25 protein-coding genes are annotated in these 21,327 nt (G+C 66.6%); 8 read left to right on the plus strand and 17 right to left on the minus strand.

Features of this window, described 5'->3' with window-relative positions:
- Both AC1RVW_RS26985 and AC1RVW_RS26990 read right to left on the minus strand, forming a co-directional pair.
- On the minus strand, nt 1-1,116 hold a 1,116-nt coding region (locus AC1RVW_RS26985), incomplete at its 3' end, for a penicillin-binding transpeptidase domain-containing protein (RefSeq protein WP_493203651.1).
- A gap of 81 nt (nt 1,117-1,197) precedes the next feature.
- Nucleotides 1,198-2,409 carry an MFS transporter gene (locus tag AC1RVW_RS26990; RefSeq protein ID WP_493203652.1) on the minus strand — a complete coding sequence of 404 codons (1,212 nt, stop codon included), beginning with the start codon at nt 2,407-2,409 and terminating at the stop codon, nt 1,198-1,200.
- Between the two features lie 104 nt (nt 2,410-2,513).
- Between AC1RVW_RS26990 and AC1RVW_RS26995 the strand changes: the two genes are divergently transcribed.
- A complete protein-coding gene (locus tag AC1RVW_RS26995) occupies nt 2,514-3,029 on the plus strand; it encodes a winged helix-turn-helix transcriptional regulator (RefSeq protein WP_493203653.1) in 516 nt (171 codons plus the stop codon).
- Here AC1RVW_RS26995 and AC1RVW_RS27000 read toward each other — a convergent pair.
- Together AC1RVW_RS27000 and AC1RVW_RS27005 are read right to left on the minus strand one after the other, a co-directional pair.
- Nucleotides 2,962-3,753, minus strand: coding sequence for a YoaK family protein (locus AC1RVW_RS27000; RefSeq protein ID WP_081269201.1), 792 nt, complete (start codon nt 3,751-3,753; stop codon nt 2,962-2,964). The genes AC1RVW_RS26995 and AC1RVW_RS27000 overlap by 68 nt on opposite strands.
- A gap of 83 nt (nt 3,754-3,836) precedes the next feature.
- Nucleotides 3,837-4,364 (minus strand): hypothetical protein, encoded by a 528-nt coding sequence (locus tag AC1RVW_RS27005; RefSeq protein WP_285412730.1) that lies wholly within the window; start codon nt 4,362-4,364, stop codon nt 3,837-3,839.
- A gap of 296 nt (nt 4,365-4,660) precedes the next feature.
- Here AC1RVW_RS27005 and AC1RVW_RS27010 point away from each other — a divergent pair, with 296 nt between their 5' ends.
- The 3 genes from AC1RVW_RS27010 (at nt 4,661) to AC1RVW_RS27020 (ending at nt 6,808) form a co-directional block, all read left to right on the plus strand.
- Complete coding sequence (locus AC1RVW_RS27010; RefSeq protein ID WP_081269203.1) at nt 4,661-4,858, plus strand: hypothetical protein; 198 nt, start codon at nt 4,661-4,663, stop codon at nt 4,856-4,858.
- A 152-nt stretch (nt 4,859-5,010) separates the two neighbouring features.
- Nucleotides 5,011-5,172: a DUF2256 domain-containing protein gene (locus tag AC1RVW_RS27015; RefSeq protein ID WP_081269213.1), complete on the plus strand. Its 162-nt coding sequence runs from the start codon at nt 5,011-5,013 to the stop codon at nt 5,170-5,172.
- 94 nt (nt 5,173-5,266) lie between these two features.
- Nucleotides 5,267-6,808 (plus strand): cryptochrome/photolyase family protein, encoded by a 1,542-nt coding sequence (locus AC1RVW_RS27020; protein WP_493203654.1) that lies wholly within the window; start codon nt 5,267-5,269, stop codon nt 6,806-6,808.
- A gap of 23 nt (nt 6,809-6,831) precedes the next feature.
- On the opposite strand, the gene AC1RVW_RS27025 is transcribed toward AC1RVW_RS27020, so the two are convergent.
- A complete protein-coding gene (locus tag AC1RVW_RS27025) occupies nt 6,832-7,752 on the minus strand; it encodes a LysR family transcriptional regulator (protein ID WP_493203655.1) in 921 nt (306 codons plus the stop codon).
- Nucleotides 7,753-7,892: 140 nt separating this feature from the next.
- Between AC1RVW_RS27025 and AC1RVW_RS27030 the strand changes: the two genes are divergently transcribed.
- Together AC1RVW_RS27030 and AC1RVW_RS27035 are read left to right on the plus strand one after the other, a co-directional pair.
- Entirely contained in the window at nt 7,893-9,335 is a 1,443-nt protein-coding gene (locus AC1RVW_RS27030; protein ID WP_493203656.1) for an MFS transporter, read from the plus strand.
- 173 nt (nt 9,336-9,508) lie between these two features.
- On the plus strand, nt 9,509-9,778 hold the full coding sequence (locus AC1RVW_RS27035) for a hypothetical protein (RefSeq protein WP_172839882.1): 270 nt from the start codon (nt 9,509-9,511) through the stop codon (nt 9,776-9,778).
- Between the two features lie 28 nt (nt 9,779-9,806).
- On the opposite strand, the gene AC1RVW_RS27040 is transcribed toward AC1RVW_RS27035, so the two are convergent.
- The 3 genes from AC1RVW_RS27040 to AC1RVW_RS27050 all read right to left on the minus strand — a co-directional run bounded on the left by AC1RVW_RS27040 (nt 9,807) and on the right by AC1RVW_RS27050 (nt 12,120).
- The gene (locus AC1RVW_RS27040; RefSeq protein ID WP_493203657.1) at nt 9,807-10,445 is read right to left on the minus strand and encodes a phosphatase PAP2 family protein; all 639 of its coding nucleotides are present in this window, start codon (nt 10,443-10,445) and stop codon (nt 9,807-9,809) included.
- Nucleotides 10,446-10,511: 66 nt separating this feature from the next.
- Nucleotides 10,512-11,030, minus strand: coding sequence for an H-NS family nucleoid-associated regulatory protein (locus tag AC1RVW_RS27045; protein ID WP_493203658.1), 519 nt, complete (start codon nt 11,028-11,030; stop codon nt 10,512-10,514).
- A gap of 145 nt (nt 11,031-11,175) precedes the next feature.
- Entirely contained in the window at nt 11,176-12,120 is a 945-nt protein-coding gene (locus AC1RVW_RS27050) for a LysR family transcriptional regulator (RefSeq protein ID WP_285412736.1), read from the minus strand.
- A gap of 95 nt (nt 12,121-12,215) precedes the next feature.
- Here AC1RVW_RS27050 and AC1RVW_RS27055 point away from each other — a divergent pair, with 95 nt between their 5' ends.
- Nucleotides 12,216-12,740: a carboxymuconolactone decarboxylase family protein gene (locus tag AC1RVW_RS27055; protein ID WP_493203659.1), complete on the plus strand. Its 525-nt coding sequence runs from the start codon at nt 12,216-12,218 to the stop codon at nt 12,738-12,740.
- 31 nt (nt 12,741-12,771) lie between these two features.
- The gene (locus AC1RVW_RS27060; protein WP_493203660.1) at nt 12,772-13,731 is read left to right on the plus strand and encodes a Bug family tripartite tricarboxylate transporter substrate binding protein; all 960 of its coding nucleotides are present in this window, start codon (nt 12,772-12,774) and stop codon (nt 13,729-13,731) included.
- 94 nt (nt 13,732-13,825) lie between these two features.
- Here the strand turns inward: AC1RVW_RS27060 and AC1RVW_RS27065 are convergent, their stop codons facing one another.
- From AC1RVW_RS27065 to AC1RVW_RS27105, 9 genes are all read right to left on the minus strand, one after another.
- Nucleotides 13,826-14,230: a hypothetical protein gene (locus AC1RVW_RS27065; RefSeq protein ID WP_081269221.1), complete on the minus strand. Its 405-nt coding sequence runs from the start codon at nt 14,228-14,230 to the stop codon at nt 13,826-13,828.
- A complete protein-coding gene (locus AC1RVW_RS27070; protein ID WP_285412740.1) occupies nt 14,215-14,472 on the minus strand; it encodes a hypothetical protein in 258 nt (85 codons plus the stop codon). The genes AC1RVW_RS27065 and AC1RVW_RS27070 overlap by 16 nt, the downstream gene beginning before the upstream one ends.
- Nucleotides 14,473-14,684: 212 nt before the next feature.
- On the minus strand, nt 14,685-15,449 hold the full coding sequence (locus AC1RVW_RS27075; RefSeq protein WP_493203661.1) for an SDR family oxidoreductase: 765 nt from the start codon (nt 15,447-15,449) through the stop codon (nt 14,685-14,687).
- A gap of 65 nt (nt 15,450-15,514) precedes the next feature.
- Entirely contained in the window at nt 15,515-17,242 is a 1,728-nt protein-coding gene (locus tag AC1RVW_RS27080) for a cytochrome c biogenesis protein DipZ (RefSeq protein ID WP_493203662.1), read from the minus strand.
- Between the two features lie 25 nt (nt 17,243-17,267).
- Nucleotides 17,268-18,305, minus strand: a complete 1,038-nt coding sequence (locus AC1RVW_RS27085; RefSeq protein ID WP_493203663.1) for an alpha/beta fold hydrolase — start codon at nt 18,303-18,305, stop codon at nt 17,268-17,270.
- A gap of 252 nt (nt 18,306-18,557) precedes the next feature.
- The gene (locus AC1RVW_RS27090) at nt 18,558-18,689 is read right to left on the minus strand and encodes a hypothetical protein (protein WP_301335856.1); all 132 of its coding nucleotides are present in this window, start codon (nt 18,687-18,689) and stop codon (nt 18,558-18,560) included.
- A 4-nt stretch (nt 18,690-18,693) separates the two neighbouring features.
- The gene (locus AC1RVW_RS27095) at nt 18,694-19,443 is read right to left on the minus strand and encodes a response regulator (protein WP_081269265.1); all 750 of its coding nucleotides are present in this window, start codon (nt 19,441-19,443) and stop codon (nt 18,694-18,696) included.
- Nucleotides 19,440-20,768 carry a sensor histidine kinase gene (locus AC1RVW_RS27100; protein ID WP_081269266.1) on the minus strand — a complete coding sequence of 443 codons (1,329 nt, stop codon included), beginning with the start codon at nt 20,766-20,768 and terminating at the stop codon, nt 19,440-19,442. Before AC1RVW_RS27100 ends, AC1RVW_RS27095 begins: the two co-directional genes overlap by 4 nt.
- A gap of 20 nt (nt 20,769-20,788) precedes the next feature.
- A complete protein-coding gene (locus tag AC1RVW_RS27105; RefSeq protein WP_106938057.1) occupies nt 20,789-21,211 on the minus strand; it encodes an organic hydroperoxide resistance protein in 423 nt (140 codons plus the stop codon).
- Nucleotides 21,212-21,327 lie beyond the last annotated feature (116 nt).

Genomic DNA, 21,327 nt, shown 5'->3' on the forward strand with positions numbered 1-21,327 from the left:
GCCCAGCCCGCCCCGATGACTGAGGAAGGTGCGCCCGCCGAAGCTGTAGGAGCCGGGGTCGTTCTCGACCTTGTCCGCGGCACGCGTGCCGGTCTCCAGCGCCGCCAGTGCCATGAAGGGCTTGTAGGTGGAGCCCGGCGGGTAGGTGCCGCGCAGGGCACGGTTGAGCAGCGGCTTGTCGATGGACTCGATGAGCGCGGTCCAGCTTTCGTGGTCGATGCCCTCGACGAAGAGATTGGGGTCGAAGGTGGGCTTGCTCACGAAGGCGAGGATCTCGCCCGTGTTGGGGTCGATGGCCACCAGCGCGCCGCGGCGCTCGCCGTACATGTCCTCCACCAGTTTCTGCAGCTTGATGTCCAGCGACAGCATCACGGTGTTTCCCGGCGTGGCGGGATGGCGGGCCAAACGGCGCACCGCGTGCCCGCCGGCGGAGGTTTCCATCTGCTCGACGCCGGTCTGGCCGTGCAGTGTTTTCTCGTAGCTCTGCTCGATGCCGAGCTTGCCGATGTAGTCGGTGCCCCTGTAGTTCGCCTGTTCTTCGTCGTCCCAGTCCTCCATGGCGGTCTTCTCGCGCTGGTTGATGCGGCCGATGTAGCCGATGACGTGCGATGCCACCTCGCCATGCGGGTAGGTGCGAAACAGACGCGCCTTGATCTCGATGCCCGGGAAGCGGTAGCGCTGGGCCGCGAAGCGCGCGACTTCCTCGTCGCTCAGGCGGGTGCGGATGGGGATGGAGTCGAAGCTGCGCGCGTCTTCGCGCAGGCGCTTGAAGCGGCGCCGGTCGCTCGGCGTGATCTCGACGATGGCCTCCAACTCGTCCAGGGCCGAGCCGAGGTCCCCCACTTTCGAGGGCGTGATTTCCAGGGTGTAGGCCGCATGGTTCGAAGCCAGCACGACGCCATTGCGATCGAGGATCTGACCCCGGTTGGGCACCACAGGCACGACGGCGGTGCGGTTGCTCTCCGCCCGGTCGGCCAGTTCTTCGTGGCGCACGACCTGCAGGAAAGCCAGGCGCGCGCCGATCAGTCCGAAACCGAACAGCACCACACAGCCGACCACCACCACACGGCGGCGAAAACGGGAAAGCTCGGCGGCGGCATTGCGGATTTCATTCATCTGGGAAGAGAAAAACTGGGTAAGAGGCCCGGGTCTTCCGGAGGTTCCGCATGTGCAGGTCGACAAGAAAAATTCAGTCCCTCACGGCTGCACGCATGGCGCGCCGATGCAAGGACGCACCCAGGTCGAGGCCCAGAAGACGAGCGCGAGCGCGCTCACGGATGCGCCCAGCACGCACACGCCAAGCCATCCGAGGTGCGCGTACACGGTCGTCGATGCAATGGCCCCCGCACCGCTGCCCGCTGCGTAGAACAGCATGTAGCACCCGATGAGGCGGCCATGCGACTCGGCCGGCCCTCGCAGGATCATCGCCTGGTTGGTGACATGCAGCGCCTGGCAGCCCACGTCGAGCATCAGGATGCCGAGCGCCAGCCACCACAACGACGACTGCGTGAAGCCGAGAGGTATCCATGCCAGGAGCAGCAGGGCGAGCGCAGCGGCGCTCGTGCGCTGGCCCCACCCCCGGTCGGCCCAACGTCCTGCCCGCCCCGCGAAGAACGCGCCGGCGGCACCAATCAGCCCGAACGCCCCGACGGCGGAATGCGACAGCGACAGGGGTGGCGCGGTAAGCGGCAAGGCGAGCGCGCTCCAGAAGATGCTGAAGACGGCGAACATCAGCAACGCCAGGGTGCCGCGCGTTCGAAGCACCCGGTCTGTCAGCAAGAGGCCCAGCGTCGAGCGCACGAGCTGGATGTATGGCAGACGCGATACCGCAGCCGGCTGTGCGGGCAGCTGCCGCCATACGAGCGCCCCAAGCACCACCATGACCGCTGCGGAACCGACATAGACGCCGCGCCAGCCGAGCAGGTCGGCAACGACACCCGACCAGACCCTCGCGAGCAGCAGTCCGACGACCACTCCGGCCTGCGCAGCTCCGACGACGCGCCCACGTTCATGAGAAGCCGCGGCGCTCGCCGCGTAGGCAATCATCCCCTGCGTCATGGCAGTGCCCAAAAGGCCGACCGCCAGCATGCCCGCCATCAGGGCGACGGCGCTTCGAGCCATGGCCACGCCGCCGAGGGCGAGGATGAGGCCCATCAACTGAAGGCGGGCGAGCCGTCGGCGGTCGTACTGGTCGCCCAGAGGAACGAGCAGCAGCAAGGCCAGCACCGACCCGGCCTGGGTGGCCGTCACGACACCGCCGATAGCGGCAGGCGCGACGCCGAAGTCCATCGCCAGGCTGTCGAGCAGAGGCTGTGCGAAGTACACGTTTGCGACGCTCACGCCGCTCGTACAGGCAAACAGGGCGACCAGCCTCCTCGGCATGGTCGGAGGGTTGCTCGCGGTATCCATGGGAATTCATCTCCATCTGGTTTCATTTCAAAACTGGATGGAGCATAGCTTGTTGGTTTTAAAATGCAACCAGAAGGCGGCGCTTACGCTGCGCGGAGATGTCGATGGCCGAACGAAAGCGAATGAACACGGCGAGTTGCCCGGTGGCGCGAGCGCTCGACGTCATCGGCGACCGCTGGTCGCTGCTGATCGTGCGGGACGCGTTCGACGGGGTCAGCCGATTCGGCGACTTCCAGGCGAGCCTGGGCGTCGCGCGCAACATCCTGGCAAGCAGGCTCAAGGCGCTTGTGGAGGAGGGGGTGCTGGAGGTTCAGCCGGCTTCGGACGGCACGGCGTACCAGCAATATGTTCTGACGCCAAAGGGGCAGGCGCTCTTCCCTGTGGTCGTCGGCTTGCGGCAGTGGGGCGAAGACAACCTCTTTCGCCGTGGCGAACACCATTCACGGCTCGTGGAAAGAAAAAGCGGCAAACCGGTCGCACCCCTGAAGGTCTCCGGGCCCGATGGGCGCGATTTGGCTTTCGGCGATGCGGTGGTGATCGAAAAGCAGGCCCCTATCCACCCTGGTGCTGGCCCTTCGCGAACCGCGGCAGCAGCCCGGAGCGCGGCAGGTCGCGCATGAACGGCGGCACCGACAGCGCCAGCAGCAATGCCGCGAGCGGCACCACGCACACGAACCCCACGTACTTGAAGCCGAGCGCACCCACGACACCGCCGAGCACGAACATGCCGATCAGCCCGGCGGCCCTGCGCATGCGGGTGCGGTCGTGGCGCACGGCGGGAGCGGGGGAGGCCGGGGCCTGCGCCGACTTCCTGTTCCAGTAGAGCAGCTTGCCGATCTCCATTCCCAGGTCGGTGATGTTGCCGGTCATGTGCGTGGTCCGGATGCTGCCACCCGAGGTCTTGGAGGCGATCGCGTTCTGCAGACCCATGATGAAGGACAGCAGCAGCACCGTGAGCGGCACGGCGAAAGGCGTGGCCCAGGTGAGTGTCACGGCACCCATCAGCCCGAACGGAAACATGAGCGCGGCCTCGAGCAGCAGCGGCAGCGCATAGACGCTGCGCAGGCGATGCTGCCGGCCCCAATTCACCAGCACCGCGCACACGGCCGCGCCCGAGGTGAACGCCAGCACGGCCCCGAGGGCGTTCAGCAGCAGCCTGGTATTGCCCAGCACCAGGCCGTCGGCCAACTGGGACGCGAACCCCGTCATGTGCGAGGTGTACATGTGAAGCACCAGGAAGCCGCCCGCATTCACCGCGCCGGCATTGAAGGCCAGCAGCAGGCCCAGCACCCAGTTCGTCGAGGGCGCACGGTGTCGGCTGGTCAGAAAGCGCAGTCTGCGCATGGGTGGGGCTGTCCTTTGGAGCGTCGCCCATTCTCGCGCACAAGCCGTGGGCGGAACCGTTTGCCGGCCTGGGCCGGTGCGGATCAGGCATCCAAGCTGTACGGATAGCGCTGCGACAGGCCCTCGGACAGCCGATTCATCTCCCGGGTAATTTTCTCAACGTTCGCGAGGCCTGACGCGCATTGCTCCACGTGCTCCACCTGCGCCATCAGGTCGGCCAACTGAAGCCATTGGTTGAAGTCCAGGCACATTTCGATCGACAGCGCGTCGGTGCCCTGATCGTGGTCGAGAAAGGCCACCTGATTGCCGTGTTCGGTTGGGCCCAGCAGCCACGCGTCTCCCGTGCCGGAGGTGCCGAAGACCCACCACTGCGTGCCCAGCGCAATCAAGGGATGGTCCCTGTCGGCTGTCTCGCGCAGCAGTTGTGCCAGGTTCAGCAGCATGAAGTCGCCGGCGATCTCCTGCCCGCCGATTTCATCGACCAGCGAAAGGAAGCCTGCAGGCAGGCTTGCCGCGAGCGCTTCGCGCGCGGTCACGGAAATAGCCGTGGGTTCGCGACGTCGCGTGCTCAGTTCCGCCACGATCTGCCCCACGGGGCGAAGTGCCAGCATGCTTCTAGAACCTCCATAGTCATCCCACAAGCCCCTGATGATGCCGTCATTTGCGGTCGGTCCCCGAGTCCACATAAGCGAGCGCGTTTGCCCGCGGCTCGAAGATCGGGTGCGGGCGAGCCGGTAGCGTATTTGCCTTCGGCTGGAATGGTCCTAGGGCAGGCGCCGCGCTCGGCCTACGCGCCGCGTCATCCTGCCCGCTACAACTGGTTTCAACGCCGTCTGACAGCAGCGACTTCGGCCCCGACGCATCCTTTTCGCCATCAACAGGAGCCATGAGAGAGAGAGAGAAGACGATGTCGAAAAAGCGTGACCGCAAACCCACTGCCAGCTCGCTGAGCGGCGAGTTCTGGCTTCTGATTGCCGTATTCACCTGTATCGCCACGCTGGCGCTGCTGCAGGTTGCGGTGGAGCGCGAGCGATCGCTGATCAAGGGTGGCGGCAAGGCCGAAGCCGTGCTGTTGTCGAGTTCGCCGGGCTTTTACGCGCGCTAGCTAGCCTAGCCGCCCAAGGCGGCCGCCTGCTGGCCAGGCCAGGGCTGCGCGGCGTGGATACTCGCGCGACAAGCAACCCGATGTACACCGTTGTATGGTTCATGCCGACAGGCCGCACCCGACCTCCGCAGCAGAGCCTGAATTCATGAGCCATGCATCGCAAACCGCATCTGCCCCAAAAACTCTGCCTGTGCTGCGGCCGGCCCTTTGCCTGGCGTAAAAAGTGGGCCGAGGTGTGGGACGAAGTCAAGTACTGCTCCGAGCGCTGCCGCCGCAACCGCGCAAGCCCGCAACCGCAGGGCACGCCGCCATGAGCACCGCCACCGGCCATCTGAGCGTCCGACTGCGCCAAGTGCTCGCGAACTGCTTGGCTCACGACAAAGCCTGCCAACGCCTGTGGGGCAACGCATGAACGGTCCCACCCATACCATGCGCCTGGTGCTGGGCGACCAGCTCAACGCCGGGCACAGCTGGTTTGCCCAACGAGATCCGCAGGTGGTCTACGTGCTGATGGAGGTGCGCCAGGAAACCGACTACGTGCTCCACCATGCCCAGAAGATCCTGGCCATATTCGCCGCCATGCGCGACTTCGCGCGCCAGCTGCGCGCCGCCGGGCACCGCGTGCGCTATGTGGCGCTGGACGACGCGAGCAACCGGCAGTCCATTCCTGCCAACCTGGCGGCGCTGGCCGCGCACTACGGCGCCCAGAAGGTCCAGTGGCAACAACCCGACGAATGGCGGCTGGATGCGCAATTGCTGGAATGGGCCGCTACACAGCCCCAGACCTGGGAAGTGGTCGACAGCGAGCATTTCCTGACACAGCGCGGCGAGCTCGCAGCGCTGATGCGCGGCCGCAAGCAATGGCTCATGGAGCACTTCTACCGCCATATGCGGCGTCGCTGGCAGGTGCTGCTGGATGCCGGCGGCGAACCCGAAGGCGGGCAATGGAACTTTGACCACGACAACCGCAAGCGCTGGCCCGGCACGCCGCCCGAGCCCGCCGATTGGCGCCCCCAGCACGACCACAGCGTCCTGTGGGACATGTTTCAACGCGCGGGTGTCGCGAGTTTTGGCGACCCGCAGGCCGCTGTCCTGCGCTGGCCCCTGAACCGCGATGAAGCCCTGGCCTGCCTGGATGCCTTCATAGCCACGGCACTGCCGCATTTCGGGGAATACGAGGACGCTCTCGCCAGCAGCGCACCGCGCTTGTTCCATTCGCTGCTGTCGTTCGCACTGAACGTGAAGATGCTGCATCCGCTGGAAGTGGTGAAGCGCGCCGAGAGCGCCTGGCGCGCTGGCCAGGCGCCGTTGGCGGCCGTGGAGGGGTTCGTGCGCCAGATCCTGGGTTGGCGCGAATACGTGCGCGGCATCTACTGGGCACACATGCCGGGGTACGAGGAGCACAACGCACTGGCGCATCGCGCACCGCTGCCGCAGTGGTTCTGGAGCGGCGACACGCGCATGCGCTGCCTGCACCTGGCCATCACCCAGTCGCTGCAGACCGCCCATGCCCACCATATCCAGCGCCTGATGGTGATCGGCAATTTCGCGCTGCTCGCCGGATTGGAGCCGCAGGCGCTGCACCGCTGGTACCTGGGCATCTACATCGACGCCTTCGAGTGGGTGGAGCTGCCCAACACGCTGGGCATGAGCCAGCGCGCCGATGGCGGCCTGATCGCCACCAAGCCCTATGTGAGCAGCGCCGCCTACTTGCAGCGCATGGGCGACTACTGCAAGGGTTGCGCTTACGACCCGGCCCGGAAAACCGGCGAACGTGCCTGCCCCTTCAACGCGCTGTACTGGGACTTTTTCGAGCGCCACGCCCCCGCGCTGGAAGGCAACCCGCGCCTTGCCCTCGTCTACCGCCAACTGCAAAAGATGCCCGACACGCAGCGCGAGGCCTTGCGCACGCAGGCTGGGCAGCTGCGCGAGCGGCTGGATGCGTTGTAGCTAACGGGCGATGTACATGTTGTCTACTTGGGTGGCTCATCGAGCGGCCGGCAGACTTCCAGCACCAGTCCGCGCAGCCACCGATGCGCAGGATCGCGGTCAAGACGCGGATGCCACATCTGCGAGACGGTGATCTGCTGCGTGGGTACCGGCAGCGGGAACGAGCACAGCGTGCCCCGCGTCCTCAGGTGTTCAAAGTACGAAGACGGTATCAATGCAACCAGGTCGGTCTCGGCCGCGATCGACAGGGCTGTGCTGAAGCTCGGCACTACTACCGCGGTATTGCGAACCAGGCCCATCGCTGCAAGCGCGTTGTCCACCGGTCCCTCGGTCCGGCCGTGGCGCGAAGTGACCACGTGGTCGCAGGCGGCGTAGCGTTCTGCAGTTATCTCGGGTTCGGCGAGCAGAGGGTGGCCTTGGCGCACCACCGCGACGAATCGGTCGCGAAAGAGCGCCTGCACGCGTACCTCCGGACCCGAATCGCCGAGAACGCCGACATCCAGATCGAGCAGTCCCTCGCGCAGCGGGCGAACGTCCTTGTCGGGCTTGGGCGCGAAGCGCAGGCGAACGCCGGGCGCATCGTGTGCGGCGCGAGCCACCAACCGATTCGCGAAGGCCTCGATGAAGCCGTCGTTGGCCCGTATGGTGAACAGGCGCCGGAGCGTGCGGGGATCCATGCTCGCGCCAGCGGTCTGAAGCACCGCGCGCGACTCCTGCACCAAGTCCCTGACGCGGTCGCGAAGCGTCAGCGCATGCGGCGTGAGCACCATTGCGCGGCCCGCGCGCACGAGGAGCTGGTCCCCGGTCGATTCCCGCAACCGCGCGAGTGCGCGGCTCATTGCCGACTCGCTCAGGCCCAGGCGCTCGGCGGCTTTCGCGACGCTGCCCTCGGAAAGAAGTGCGTTCAACGCAAACAGCAGGTTCAGGTCGGCTTCTGTCGGCATGCCCGAACCTAGCACGGCCGCGAGGATTTCGACAGGCGCCCCATGCAGGGACAAGCTGCGCGCCGCGCGCTGTGCAAGCCGTGCGTGCAGTCCTAAGCTGGCCTGGCGCAATAGAGCGTGACCCTTCCAGTTGTCCAATCATGTTGTCACCCACGCTTCGACCGAACCCTTCCTCCACCATCGCTAGCGCCGTCGAAGGCCGGGAGGCGAACGACCTGAATGCCGTGCACGATGCCGATGGCCTGCCTCTGCCGCGGCGCTACGCAGCCGTCGCCGCGATCCTGGGCGCAGGCGTGCTGGTGGTGCTCGATGGCGCAATCGCCAACATCGCGCTGCCAGGCATTGCGCAGCAATTGCAGGCGACACCCGCCGATGCCGTCTGGATCATCACGGCCTACCAGCTGGCCGTGGTCATGTTCCTGTTGCCGGCTTCCGCTGTCGGGGAGCGGTTCGGATATAGGCGGGTCTTTGCCGGTGGTGTGGCGCTGTTCACCGCGGCGTCGGTGTTGTGCGCGGTGGCGCCGTCGTTGCCTTGGCTCGTGGCCGCGAGGTGCCTCCAGGGTTTGGGCAGTGCAGCCGTGATGCCCCTCGGGCTGGCGCTTTTGCGCTTCACCTATCCGCATCGATTGCTGGCGCGCTCGATCGCCTGGAATGCACTCGCAGTCGCGGCCGCTTCCGCATCGGGGCCTACCCTGGGCGCCTTCATACTCTCCGCGGCAAGCTGGCCTTGGCTCTTTGCCGTGAATCTGCCGATCGGCCTCGTTGTGCTCGCAGCCTGCGCGGGCTTGCCGAGCCCGCCGCGCTCGGTGCGTCGCATCGACGTGTGGAGCATTGCGCTCAACGCGGTCATGTTCGCCTCCTTCGTGCTGGGGAGTGACCGGCTGGTGGTGCATCCGTTGCACGGCGGCGCGTTGCTTGCCATGTCGGCCCTTTGCATGGTCCTGCTGGTACGGCGCGAGATGCCGAAGGCGGCGCCGCTGGTTCCGTTGGACCTGCTGCGCGTGCATTCCTTCCGGATCTCGGTGATTGCCTCCGTCTGCTGCTTTACAGGCCAGATGGCCAGCCTCGTGGCGCTGCCGTTCTATATCCAGCACGAACTGGGTCAGAGCGCGGTGACCGCCGGGCTCTTGATGACCCCGTGGCCCCTGGCGGTGATGCTGGCCGCGCCGCTGTCGGCACGCCTGGCCCAGCGCGTGCCGACTGCATGGCTGTGCGCGGCCGGAAGCGCGTGCTTCGCAAGCGGCCTGGCCCTGTGTGCCCTGTGGCCGCTGCACGGAAACCCGGTCCTGCCGATCGCCGTGTTCACGAGCCTCGCCGGCCTGGGTTTCGGCTTCTTTCAGACACCGAACAACCAGAACATGTTGCTCTCGGCACCCAAGGATCGCAGCGGCGCGGCCGGTGGCGCGCAAGGCACCGCACGGCTCACGGGGTTGACGCTCGGCAGCTTGCTGATGAGCTTGATGTTCGGGATGCTGCCGTCCCACGGCGCAGTGCACTGGGGCCTGGCGATTGCGGCTCTGGCTGCGTTGATGGGGAGTGTGGCGAGCCTGCTCAGAAGCCCAGCAAGGGCTCGCGCCACGTGATCGGAGAAGCGCGATCTGTCAGTCGATGGATTCGGCCACGCGCCGCCGTAAAGCCAACTCCGCGGGTAAGCCGAAACTGGCCTACAGATGGATGCCGCCGCCGCGTACGCTGCAAGCGTCGGAAGCAGCTAGTGTGAGTGGTTCCTAAACCATCAACAACACAAGGACCTGTCATGAAGACTTCATTCGCTTTGATTGCGGCGACGACCGCCGTTGCATTGCTCACCATGGCCGGCACCGCAGACGCCAAAGGCTGCATCAAGGGTGCGGTGGTAGGCGGCGTGGGCGGCCATGTTGCGGGGCATCACGGTCTTCTTGGCGCTGCTGGCGGCTGCGTGGTCGGGCGGCATATGGCCAACAAGAAGGAAAAAGAAGCCGAAGCGGCGGCCGCCGCGCAGAGGGCTCCAGCAGACTCCTCATCCAATAGTCAAGTCAAGCAGTAGGCCCGTACTGCGCTGCCTGCATGACGCATCAGCCCGGTGAGGCCGGGGAGTTGGCCAGCATGTCATGCCGGGTGTAGGGACGCTCCCGGTTTGCCAGCTTGGCCGCAATCACCTCGAGAGCGTCCTGGGTCGGCGCCGGACGCCCCTGCAAAAGCAGGGCAATCAGCAAGACCATGGCAATCAGCGGCCACTGCCTGCCTCGAGGAAGAGAAACCAGCCGGCTGTGGCACCACAAAAAGCCGGCGCTGACAATGGTGCCCAGCGCGGCACCCGCGATGACCTCCGAATTCGAATGCACCTCCAGCGCCAGGCGCGAGATGCCAATGCTGATGGCCAAGCACCAGCCCAGCGCTGCGGCCATCAGTCGCCGCCGTTGCGTCATGTGCGGCACAGCCATCCACAGCAGTACAGGCCATACGCTCGTGGACAGCGCAGTGTGGCCGCTGAAGCCGGTGAAGTTGAACTTTGCGCTGCCGATGCCCCAGCCCATGAAGGCGAGTTTCGACAGCATGGCGATGAGCCCGCAGGCGCCAAACATCAGGACCCAGTGCAGGGCAGCCGTACGCGAGCCTTTGCCAAGGAAGAGCCACAGCGCCATCAGCAGCCCGACAGGCAAGAGAAATCCGCTGTCACCCAACGAGGTGAACGCCTGCCAGAAGCTGTGCATGTGGTTGGGGGCGCGATACAAGAGGCTACGACAGCGTCGGTCTGCTTCTTCGCTCCCGAGCTCGCGTCACGCGCCCATTGCGGCCAATTGCTCCAATGTCTTCCCGGCCGCCAGTGCTTCTTTCAGCCAGCGGGGCTTGGGGCCGAAGCCGGACCACGTGTTTCCAGCTTCATCGCGATATGCCGTGGCGCTGCGCTTTTTGGCAGGCGCGCCTTTGGCCTTCCTGGGTGCCTTCGCTGCTTTTGCAGGCGCAGGCCCGCTGGGCGACGCGAAGTCCTGGAGTGACTTGCCGGCAGCCAGCGCCGCCTTCAACCATTGCGGGCGTGGGCCGCGGCCGCCCCAGGTGTTGCCGAGGCCGTCCGAATAGGCCGGAGCACCGGTGGAGCCCGCATTGCGCGCGTCGACCTTTTTTGCCTTTCGCGGTGTGTCGCCATAGCCGAGTTGCCTTGCAGTCAACCCGTAATGGGCAATGGCCTCTTTGATACGGGCGACGACGCCCTCGATCTCCTGGGCTCGAAGCTCGTCGGCTTGCCGTTGCAGTGCCTCGATCTGCTTCTGAATTTGCGCGTAGCTTTTCTGAGCCATGGGTATACCTAATTTATGTGAGTCCAGGGCGCGACTTTAATCCTATTTGCAAGTGTTGCTGTTAGTCGACTCTGAGTGGAGCCGGCATGCGATATCGGGAGAAGCTCTACATAAACAAGTGCTTCATGCGCCCGATCGGCACTAATCAAGCATTTGCCCGGCGCGTGGATTTTGTAGGTGCAAGCAGCCGTTCCGGGTTTTGCAGGACCAGTTCCTCGAATGTTCGGCGAACCTCCGCCATGGCATCGACTGCGATCGTCGTCGGGTTGCCCAAGCGTCGCGTGACGATTCCGATCGAACGCAGGGGCCCATCCTCGATGTCGACCTTCTGCAGTCGGAGCAACGGCATGGCCGCCAAATAAGGAAGCACCGCGACTCCCAAACCTTCAGTCACGAACGCGGCCACGGTACCCAGTTGATCGAATTGCATCTTCGGCCGGAATTCAATGCCGCGCTGCAGATAGGCGGCGCTGATGTAGCGCATTGCCGTGCTGTTGTCCGTCATTGTGATGAGCGGCAGGGAAATCATTTCTTCCAGGCACACGACTGGATTCAACTTCCGCCTCCACCGTCGGCCGGCCAGCAGGACAAAGCGGTCCCGGACCACTTCCTCGTAGTGAAGGTCTGGATGTGAGGGCGCGATCGAAGCCAGCGCAAAGTCCACCTGGTAGCGCAGCACTTGTCCCACAGCTGTGGTGTTGCTGCAGTCATTGACGGTGATGCGGGACGCGGCGTGGCGTGCTTCCAGCGCGGCGCACACCTGGGGTAGAAGCACGCTGGCCAGAGAGGGAAACGCCGCGATCGACAGGTGTCGTGCCTCGCGCTCCGCCGAGGATTGCAGTCGCTTGAGACCGGCGTCGTACTCGCCCACCACACTGCGCGCCACCGCCACGAGCTGCGCGCCGCCCGCTGTCAGCCGAACATGGCGCGTGGTGCGCTCGAACAGCGGTAGCCCCAAGGACTCCTCCAAGTCCCGAACAGCCTTGCTCAAACTGGGTTGCGTCATGAACAACTGTTCGGCCGCCTTGCTGAAGTTCAGCGACTCCGCCAAGGCCAAAAACATGCGCAGGTGTCGAGGGGAAACATTCATTCCAGAATTCTATATATCAATAGAAATATGGAACTTCACCGATAGATCGCCGATGGATAGCATTGCCGCCATTCAAGAATCAGGACAACTCATACATGGCTCGCATTCCCTACGCCGACACGCAGACTGGTGCCGTGCGTCCGCTGGTGGACAAGATGATCGCCCAACGCGGCAGCGTCCTTCACCTGTACCAGATGCTTTTGCACAGCCCTGCAGTCGCCGCTGGTTGGCTCACATATCTCACCTCCATTCGACAGAAATCAAGCCTGGACGGAGCCTTGCGCGAGCTGGTCATCATGCGCGTTGCATTGCTGAATCGCGCACCTTACGAGGCCGACCAGCATGCGCCGATCGCCGTGAGCGAAGGGGTCTCGGAGGGAAAGCTGGCAGGCTTGGCCGACTGGCCCCATTGCCCGCTGTTCGAGCCGATCGAGAGAGCGGTGCTGGCATATGTGGATGCGATGACACGACAGGTGCAGGTCGACGATGAAGTTTTCGCGGCCGTCGCGGCGCACTTCGCACCACAGCAACTTGTCGAACTCACAGCCACGATTGCCGCCTACAACATGGTGTCGCGGTTTCTCGAAGCGCTGCAGATTCATTCTCACGACACGCGCTGAAATCACTGACCGAACCATTGGAGACAAAACCATGAGAAGACTCACTCTGCTCGCCGCGATGCTGCTGCCGATCGCAGCCATGGCGCAAGGAAAATGGCCGGAGAAAGCCATTACCTTTGTCGTCCCCTTTCCGCCTGGTGGGCCGACGGACATCATGGCGAGGCTGATTGCCACGCCCCTGTCGAAGCGCTTGAACGTGCCCGTCATCGTGGACAACAAGGCTGGCGCCAGCGGCAACATCGGAACCTTGCAGGTTGTCCGGGCGAAGCCCGATGGTTACACCATCTTGCTGGCCGCGAGCGGAAACCTCTCTGTCAACCAGTATCTCTACAAGAATCTGGGCTTCGATCCGATCAAGGACCTGACTCCGATCGTCCAAATCTCGAAGTTTCCCCTGGTACTGGAGGTATCGGCATCGAGCTCTCTCAAGTCCTTCGAGGATTATGTGGAGTACGCCAGGAAGCCGGCCAACCGAGTCACGTTCGCTTCGGCGGGCAATGGAACTCCACAGCACCTCGGCGGAGAACTGTTCAAGGACGGTGTCAAGGTCGATATCACCCACATTCCGTACAAAGGCGCGGCGCCCGCTATCGTGGATTTGATAGGTGGCCAGGTCACCAGCATGTTCGACATTCTTGGCAGCTCGATGCCGCACATCAGGTCTGGCAAGCTTCGCGCGCTTGCCGTGACCACCAGGAGCCGTTCCGAACAACTGCCGGACATTCCGTCGGTCAGCGAACTTGGCTACCCGAATTTCGACTACTACGCATGGCACGGCATCTCGACCACAGCCGGCACGCCGAAACCAGTCATCGACCGACTGAACGCCGAGATCCGGGGAATCTTTCAGGATTCGGCATTCAGGGCGCAGTGGAAGGAGATCGGTTCGGACATCGTCGTAGGCACTCCCGAGCAGTTCGGGGAGGTCACCCGCAGCGAGGCCCGAAAGATGGGGACCCTCATCAAGAGCCTGAAGATTCAGCTGGACTGAACCTGGATTCCCTGATGACAGACAACGGCTCTGGACGCGCCTTCCTCCAAGAGCAGGTCACCTAGCCAAGAGGTTCCTGTCGGCGGATGGTGCGTCATTCCTGGCGCAAGCGCAGCTTGGTGGCGCGGGCCCCCTCGGGGCAAGGGCCGTCGGAGTATTCAGACTCGCCCGAAAGCGTGACGCACTTGCTCACCTCGACCGTCTTGACAGTCTTTGCGACCACCGGCTGCTGCGGGGCATCGGCCACTGCCAGCGCATAGGTCCTCACGGGCCGCGGCGCCTGCGGTGCACGCTCGGCCATCACGGGCGGCGGCCGCACGTCCACATGCGCGGGCATCACGGCAACCGGCACCGGTGCGCGCGCGGCGCTTTCGCGGACCAGGTCCTGCAGCGCCACGTAGAAGAGGAACATTGCAAGCAGCGCCACGGCCAGACACGGCGCCCAGAAGCGCTCGGGCCCGGCAACCGGACGGGCACGCGGTGTCAGCGACGCGGCCATGCCCGGCTTCCCGTCTGCAATGCACCCGCCAGCTTCGCAATGCCGCCGGTTCCGCTGGCTGCGCGCCCGATCAGCGCACCGCCCGCCGCACCTGCCACGATGCGCGCCAGGAACGATCGGCTGCGGCCTGCCGCCAGCAGCAGCAACACGCCCGCGCCGAGCACCACCAGGTGCTCGCCGGGGTAGTCTGCGCGCGCGGCGTCCACTTTCTTGAACTCGTTGATCGTCGATTCGAGGCTCATGGCTGAAGCTCCTTTTTCTGTGTTCCACCGTTCGTATCCTCCAAAGCGACGCGTCGCTGTAGGCCTGCGCCATGCACGCTCGCGGGATCCCACCCGAAAAAGGGACGGCCGAGCGTGTGCCGTCCAGTCCGCCTCCTACCCCCACACCACCGAGTACGAATCTTGGGAAGCTTGCCGTGGCTCGCCTCTCATGCCGCTTCTGCCAAGAACAACTACAGAGTCAGACCTCCGTCGATGGTCAGGCTCGCGCCTGTCATGTACCCTGACTCTTCGCGCGCGAGGTAGGAGACCAGGGCCCCGATCTCCTGGGGCTTGCCGACGCGCTTCAAGGGGCTTCGCTGCGCCAGTGCTTCGGTCCAGTCCGCGGTCAGGTCGGTCTCGACCGGGCCCGGCTGGATGTTGTTGACCGTGATGCCTCGCGGCGCCAGGTCCAGCGCCGCGCCCTTGACCAGGCCGGCGACCGCGGTCTTCGTGAGCTGGTAGACGCTGGAGCCGGCCTGGCCGGTGCGCAGCGCCACGTTGCTGCCGATGGTGATGATTCGCCCGCCATCCAGCACATGCGGCACGCTCGCCTGCACCGCCAGGAACACGCCACGCACGTTGACCGCCAGCATCTGGTCCAGGTCGGCCAGCGGCACCGCGTCGATGCTGCCCGCCTTGTAGATGCCGGCATTGACGACCACGACCTGCAGGGCGCCGAAGCGCTCCACGGCCAGGGCGACTGCGCTGCGAATGGCCTGGGCATCGGCGCTGTCGGCCGCGATGGCGTGGGCACGGCCGCCGGCCTGCACGATCTGCGCGACCAGTGCCTGTGCGCTGTCGGGCCGCGACACGTAGGTGAACGCGACGGCGTAACCGTCGGCCGCCAGTCGCTGCACGGCGGCGGCGCCGATGCCGCGTGATCCGCCGAACACCAGGGCGGCGCCGCGGGGCGTTGTTGCGTCTTTTCTCACTGCATTTTCCTTTCCGGACGCCATGGTCCGTCACTCACCGAACACCTGCACGCAGGCAGGACCAAAAACCAGGGGCGCGTGCCGCGGCATCAGCCGAACGTGAATGCGTAGCCGCGCGCCCCGGAATCAAGAAAGCGGATTTCCACTGTGCGGGCCTTCACCGTGCCGCTCTGGCGCACGAGCTGGTACAGGCGGGTGGCGTCCACCACGCCGTTGCCATCGGCATCCACGTCCGTGCCGTGGTGCCGCCCGGGGGGCTGGCCGTCCAGCGTCAGTCGAAAGCGCACCGGGCCGCTGGCGCCCGCGCCGAGCACCAGGTTGGCGTCGCGGGCCTCGAAGCGCATCGCAAGGCCGCCACCCGCATCGGCCCCTTCCACGAACTCGGGCTTCAGCGTCCAGGTGCCGGACAGCGACCAAGTGTTGGACTGCAGCGCGGCGGGCGTGTAGTGCGCCGGCTTGTCGGGCACGACCTTGCCGGCGACGCGTGGGCTGCTCCCCTTCTCGTAGCCAAGATAGGTCTCCGGGCTGCGCAGGGTGTCGGCGTCGGCGGCCAGGCCGGGGCCGCGCAGGTCCGGCGCCACGTTCGGCGCCGGCACAGGCTGCGCATCGCCGGTGCCGGGCGCACCGGCCTCGCGCAGCAGCTCCTCGATCACGCGCTCGGAAGCCGCGTACCCGCCCTCGCCGAACTGGTGGTGCCGCACGCGGCCCTGTGCATCGACGAAGTACAGGGCCGGCCAGTAATGGTTGTCGAACCCGCGCCAGATGCGGAAGTCGTTGTCCTGCACCACCGGGTAGGCGATCTGCAGATCCTGCAATGCGCGCCTGACATTGCCGGGGTCTTTCTCGAAGGCGAACTCGGGCGTGTGCACGCCCACCACCACGAGACCACGGCCGGCGTATTTCTGCGCCCAGGCTTTCACATAGGGCAACGTGCGCAGGCAGTTGATGCAGGAATAGGTCCAGAAGTTGACCAGCACGACCTTCCCTTGCAATGCGGCGATCGACTGTGGGGCGGCGTTGAGCCACTGCGTGCCGCCTTCCAGGCTGGCCCGCGCTGATTCCACCGGCAGCCGGGCGGGCTGCGGTGCGGCCGCAAGCGCGGCGGGAATCAGACGTTGCAGCAGGCCGGCTTCGAGCCCGCTGTCGCCCAGGCCGCCGAACCGGGCCAGCAGGCGCGTGTCGATGCCGGTGCCCACGGCCACCACGCCGGCCAGCATGGCGACGCCCGCGATGCGGCGGCCAGCGACGCCGGGCAGCAGCCTGGCCTTCAAGGCGGCCAGCGGCCTGGCGCCGACCCGCAGCGCCACCCACAGCGCCACGCCGGCACCGGCGCCGTACGACAGCAGCAACAGCAAGGTATGGGCACCCGGCCCCGTCAGCGCGGCCGTGGCGAGCACCAGGCCCAGCACCGGGCCTGCGCACGGTGTCCAGATCAGCCCGGTGGCCGCGCCCAGCAGCGCGGCGCTGCGCCAGCCGCCGCGCTGCTGCTGTTTGTGCGCCAGGCGCTCACCGGCCCGCACCAGCGGGGCACTCCACCACGCGGCCAGGCGCGGCGAGAGCAGCGATGCCCCGAACAGGGCCAGCGCCGCCAATGCGGCCCAGCGGCCGATCTGGTTCAGCTGCACGGCCCACGCGCCCGCCACGGCGCCGAGGGAGGCCACGGCCGCGAAACCAGCGACCATGCCGGCGAGCAGTGGCAGGTTGCCCTGCGCGAAGGGCCGGTCATGGCGCGCGAAAACGAAGGGCAGCACCGGCAGGATGCAAGGGCTGAGCACGGTCAGCATGCCGGCGACAAAGGCGGCGATGGCAAGGGTCATGGTGGATCCGAAGCGGTGGTGCGACTCAGAGCCGCGTGACGTCGATCACCGCCTGCGCGAACGCGGCGGGCGCCTCCTGCGGGAGGTTGTGGCCGATTCCGCCGTCCAGCTGGCGGTGCTGGTACTTGCCGCTGAACTTCTTCGCATAAGCGGCCGGATCGGGATGCGGCGCGCCGTTGGCATCGCCTTCCATCGTGATCGTGGGCACGGCGATGACCGGGGCCGTGGCCAGCCGTTGCTCCAGCGCGTCGAAGCGCGGCTCGCCGGCCGCCAGGCCGATGCGCCAGCGGTAGTTGTGGACCACGATGGCCACGTGGTCCGGGTTGTCGAAGGACTGCGCGCTGCGCTGGTAGGTGGCCTCGTCGAAGCGCCAGCGCGGCGAGGCCTGCTGCCAGATGAAGCGGTTGAATGCCGCCGGGTTGGCGGCATACCCGTCGCGGCCGCGGTCGGTCGCGAAGTACGACTGGTACCACCAGGCGAACTCCGCGGCCGGCGGCAGCGGCTTGGCGTTGGCTTGCGGGTTGCCGATCAGGTAGCCGCTCACCGACACCAGGCCGGCCACGCGCTCGGGCCAGATCGCGGCCAGGATGCAGGCCGTGCGCGCGCCCCAGTCGAAGGCGCCCAGCACGGCCTGGCGGATGCCCAGCGCGTCCATCAGCGCCACGATGTCCTGCGCCACCGCGCCCTGCTGGCCGTTTCGGGGCGTGGCGTCGGACACGAAGCGCGTGTCGCCGTAGCCGCGCAGGGAAGGCACGATCACGCGATAGCCCGCCGCCGCCAGACGCGGCGCCACGTCGACGAAGGCATGGATGTCATACGGCCAGCCGTGCAGCAGGATGGCCACGGGGCCATCGGCCGGGCCGGCCTCGGCATAGGCCACGCGCAGGTCGCCCGCGGCGATGGTCTTGAGCGATGCGAAGCCGGTGGCACCCGTGCCCGTGGCGGCCCGCGCCGGGGAGGCGAGCAGGTTGGCGATGGGCGCGGCGGCGAGGCCCAGGGCCGCGCTGGCGAGGAAGTCGCGGCGGCGGGTGGTCGTTGCGGTTGTCGTGTGGGCGGTGTGCATGGAATGGCCTTTGGCTGCGGTTGGGACGGTGCCGGCGCGGTCTGCGTCGGCTGGCCCCTAGTACATCGCCCAGATGTATGTGGCATGTGTCGTGGGCACTCCCCGATTGCATGGCCATGTCGCGGCAGCGGGGCCGGATACACAGCCATACAAACTCGCCATCGACTGGCGCATCGCGGATGGGATGCCCTGAAACGACACCGCCACCCGGAGGTGGCGGCTGGAGGCAAACGGGTGGAGGCAGGCCTGCGCTCAGGAACGCCGCCGCCGCAGCGGCGGTGCAGCGCTGGCCGAAGGCATGGCACACGGCCGCCCCGCAGACTGGCTGATTTCGGACGCGAAACCGCCGAAGAGGAAGACCAGCGAGAACAGCAGCTTGCGCATGTCTCTATGCGTCTTGCGCTTCGACCTGCGCCGCGAACACGTAGCCCTCGCTACGCACGGTCTTGATGTAGCGCGGCTCGCGGGCGTCGTCGCCCAGGCACTTGCGCAGTCGGCTGATCATCAGGTCGATGGAGCGCTCGAACAGCTCGGCCTCGCGGCCCTGCGTGATCGAAAGGATCTGGTCGCGCGTGAGCACCTTCTGCGGATGGTCCACCAGCACGCGCAAGAGCCGGTATTCCGCGCCGCTGAGTGACACCACCGTACCTTCGTGGTCCAGCAGCATGCGCTCCACCGTGTCCAGCCGCCAGTCGCCGAAGGCCAGGTAGCGCGCCTCGTCGGTGCTGCGCATGTTGGGCGGCAGCATGCGCGTGCGGCGCAGTACCGACTTGATGCGGGCCAGCAGCTCGCGCGCGGCGAAGGGCTTGGCGAGGTAATCGTCGGCGCCCATCTCAAGGCCCAGTATGCGGTCGGCCTCGTCGCCGCGCGCGGTGAGCATGAGGATGGGCAGCGCCTTGTGCTTGCCGCCGCGCAGGTCGCGGCACAGCGTCAGGCCGTCCTCGCCGGGCAGCATCAGGTCGAGGATCACGAGGTCGAAGGGTCCGGCGGTCTCGAGGATCTGGCGCATGTGGCGGCCGGTGGGCGCGGTGGTCACGCGCAGACCGTTCTTCTGCAGGTAGGCGCCGACAAGCTCGCGGATCTCGCGGTCGTCGTCGACCAGAAGGATGTGGTCGGCGGCAGGCGTGGTGGTGTTCATCGGATGTCCTGATTCGTGGCGGCGGGCAGGCGCAGGCTCGCGCGCAGGCCGCCTTCGGGCCGGTTGTGCAGGGCCAGCTCGCCACCGAGCGACAGTGCCAGCTGGTGCGCGATGGCCAGGCCCAGCCCGGTGCCGCCGGTCTCGCGGTTGCGTGAGCTTTCCAGCCGGTAGAAGGGCTGCAGCACGGCGGCGAGCTGGTCCTCGGCAATGCCGGGGCCATGGTCGCAGACCTCGACCAGCACGGCACCGTCGTGAAGCCGCACGCCGACCTCGGCGCGCTCGCCGTATTTGAGCGCGTTGTCGACGAGGTTGGTGAGGATGCGGCGCAACGCGTGCGGCCGGGTGCCGAGCGACACGTCGGCCTCGTGCACGAGCGTGACCGGGCGACCGGTGTCGGCGTAGTCGTTGACGATGCTGTGCACCAACGCGTCCAGCTTCACGCGGCGCGGCGTCTCGTCGGAGCCCTGCAAGGTCTTGGCGTAGCCCACGCCCTCGTGCACCAGCGTGCGCATGGATTCGAGGTCCTGGCGGAACTTGTCGGCCTCGGGCATGTTGTCCGCCAGGTCCACGCGCAGGCGCATTCGCGTGATGGGCGTCTGCAGGTCGTGCGAGATGGCGGCGAGGATCTGCATTCGCTCCTGCACGGTGCCGGCGATGCGCCGCTGCATCGCGTTGAAGGCGCGCGCGGCCTGCGCCACCTCGGCCGGCCCGCCCTCGGCAACGGGCGCGGGCCGCAGGTCGGGGCCGAGCCGGTCGGCGGCCCGGGCCAGCTGCGCCAGCGGCCGTGTGACCAGCCGCATGCCGGCCCAGGCGCAGGCCGCGAGCACCAGCAGCTGCGCGAGCAACAGCCAGGTCACCCAGTCGGCCACCGGCATCGGTACGCGGCGCGCCAGCACATACAGCGAGGAGCCGTCGTTCAGCCGCACCTGCATGCACGCCGTCTCGGGCTGCTGCGGGAGCTGGCCCACAGCGATCACGGGAAAGGGCCGCAGCGCGTTGGTCACGATATCGGCGAAGCGCGCCAGGGCGGGCGAGGAGGGCGGCGCCATGTTCCCCACGCCCTCCAGGGAGAAGCGGTAGTTGGGCCGCTCCAGGCGCTGGAACCATCCGGCGCGCTCGGCGGCGGGCAGGCGGTCGAGGATGGCCACGGAACTCGCGATGTCGCGCTCCACGCCGCTGACCATCAGGTTCATCAGCGTCTGCCCGCGTTCGTAGCGGATCGCTGTGTAGGTCAGCACCTGGGCCAGCGCCATACCCACCACCACCAGCAGCGTGACGCGCGCCAGCAGGGTGCTTGGCCACAGCCTTCGGAGGAATGCGGGCATGGGTGGGGCCGGTGCGTGGGTCAGGCCACCGACAGCGCGACCTCGATGTTGCCGCGCGTGGCCTTGGAATACGGGCACAGCTGGTGCGCGCCTTCGACGATGGCCAGGGCAGTGTCGTGCGGCACGCCGGGCACGAGGACCTGCAGCCGCGCCGCCAGCCTGAAGCCGTCGGCACCTTCGACCAGGTCGACCTCGGCATTGACGGCCAGCCCTTCCGGCAGGCGCACGCCCTGGGCCTGGGCCGCGCGGGCCATGGCGCCCATGAAGCAAGCCGACCATCCGGCTGCGAACAGCTGTTCGGGGTTGGTGCCAGGACCCACGGTACCGAAGCGCGTGAGCGTGACGTCGAGCCGGCCGTCGTCGCTGCGCGCGGCGCCGCCGCGTCCGCCGGTGGTCTGGGTACGGCCGGTGTAGAGAACCTTGTCTTGGGTGGTGGTGTTCATGGTCGTTGTCCGTCAGAGGGAGTTGTGGAAATGGAGGCGCGATTGTTAGGGCGCGCAGCGCTTTCTCCGAGGGTGTTCTTGACCTTGTGTACGAGCCGCTCATGCGGGCTACAAAA

Source organism: Variovorax sp. MPBD4-3, from assembly GCF_058809745.1.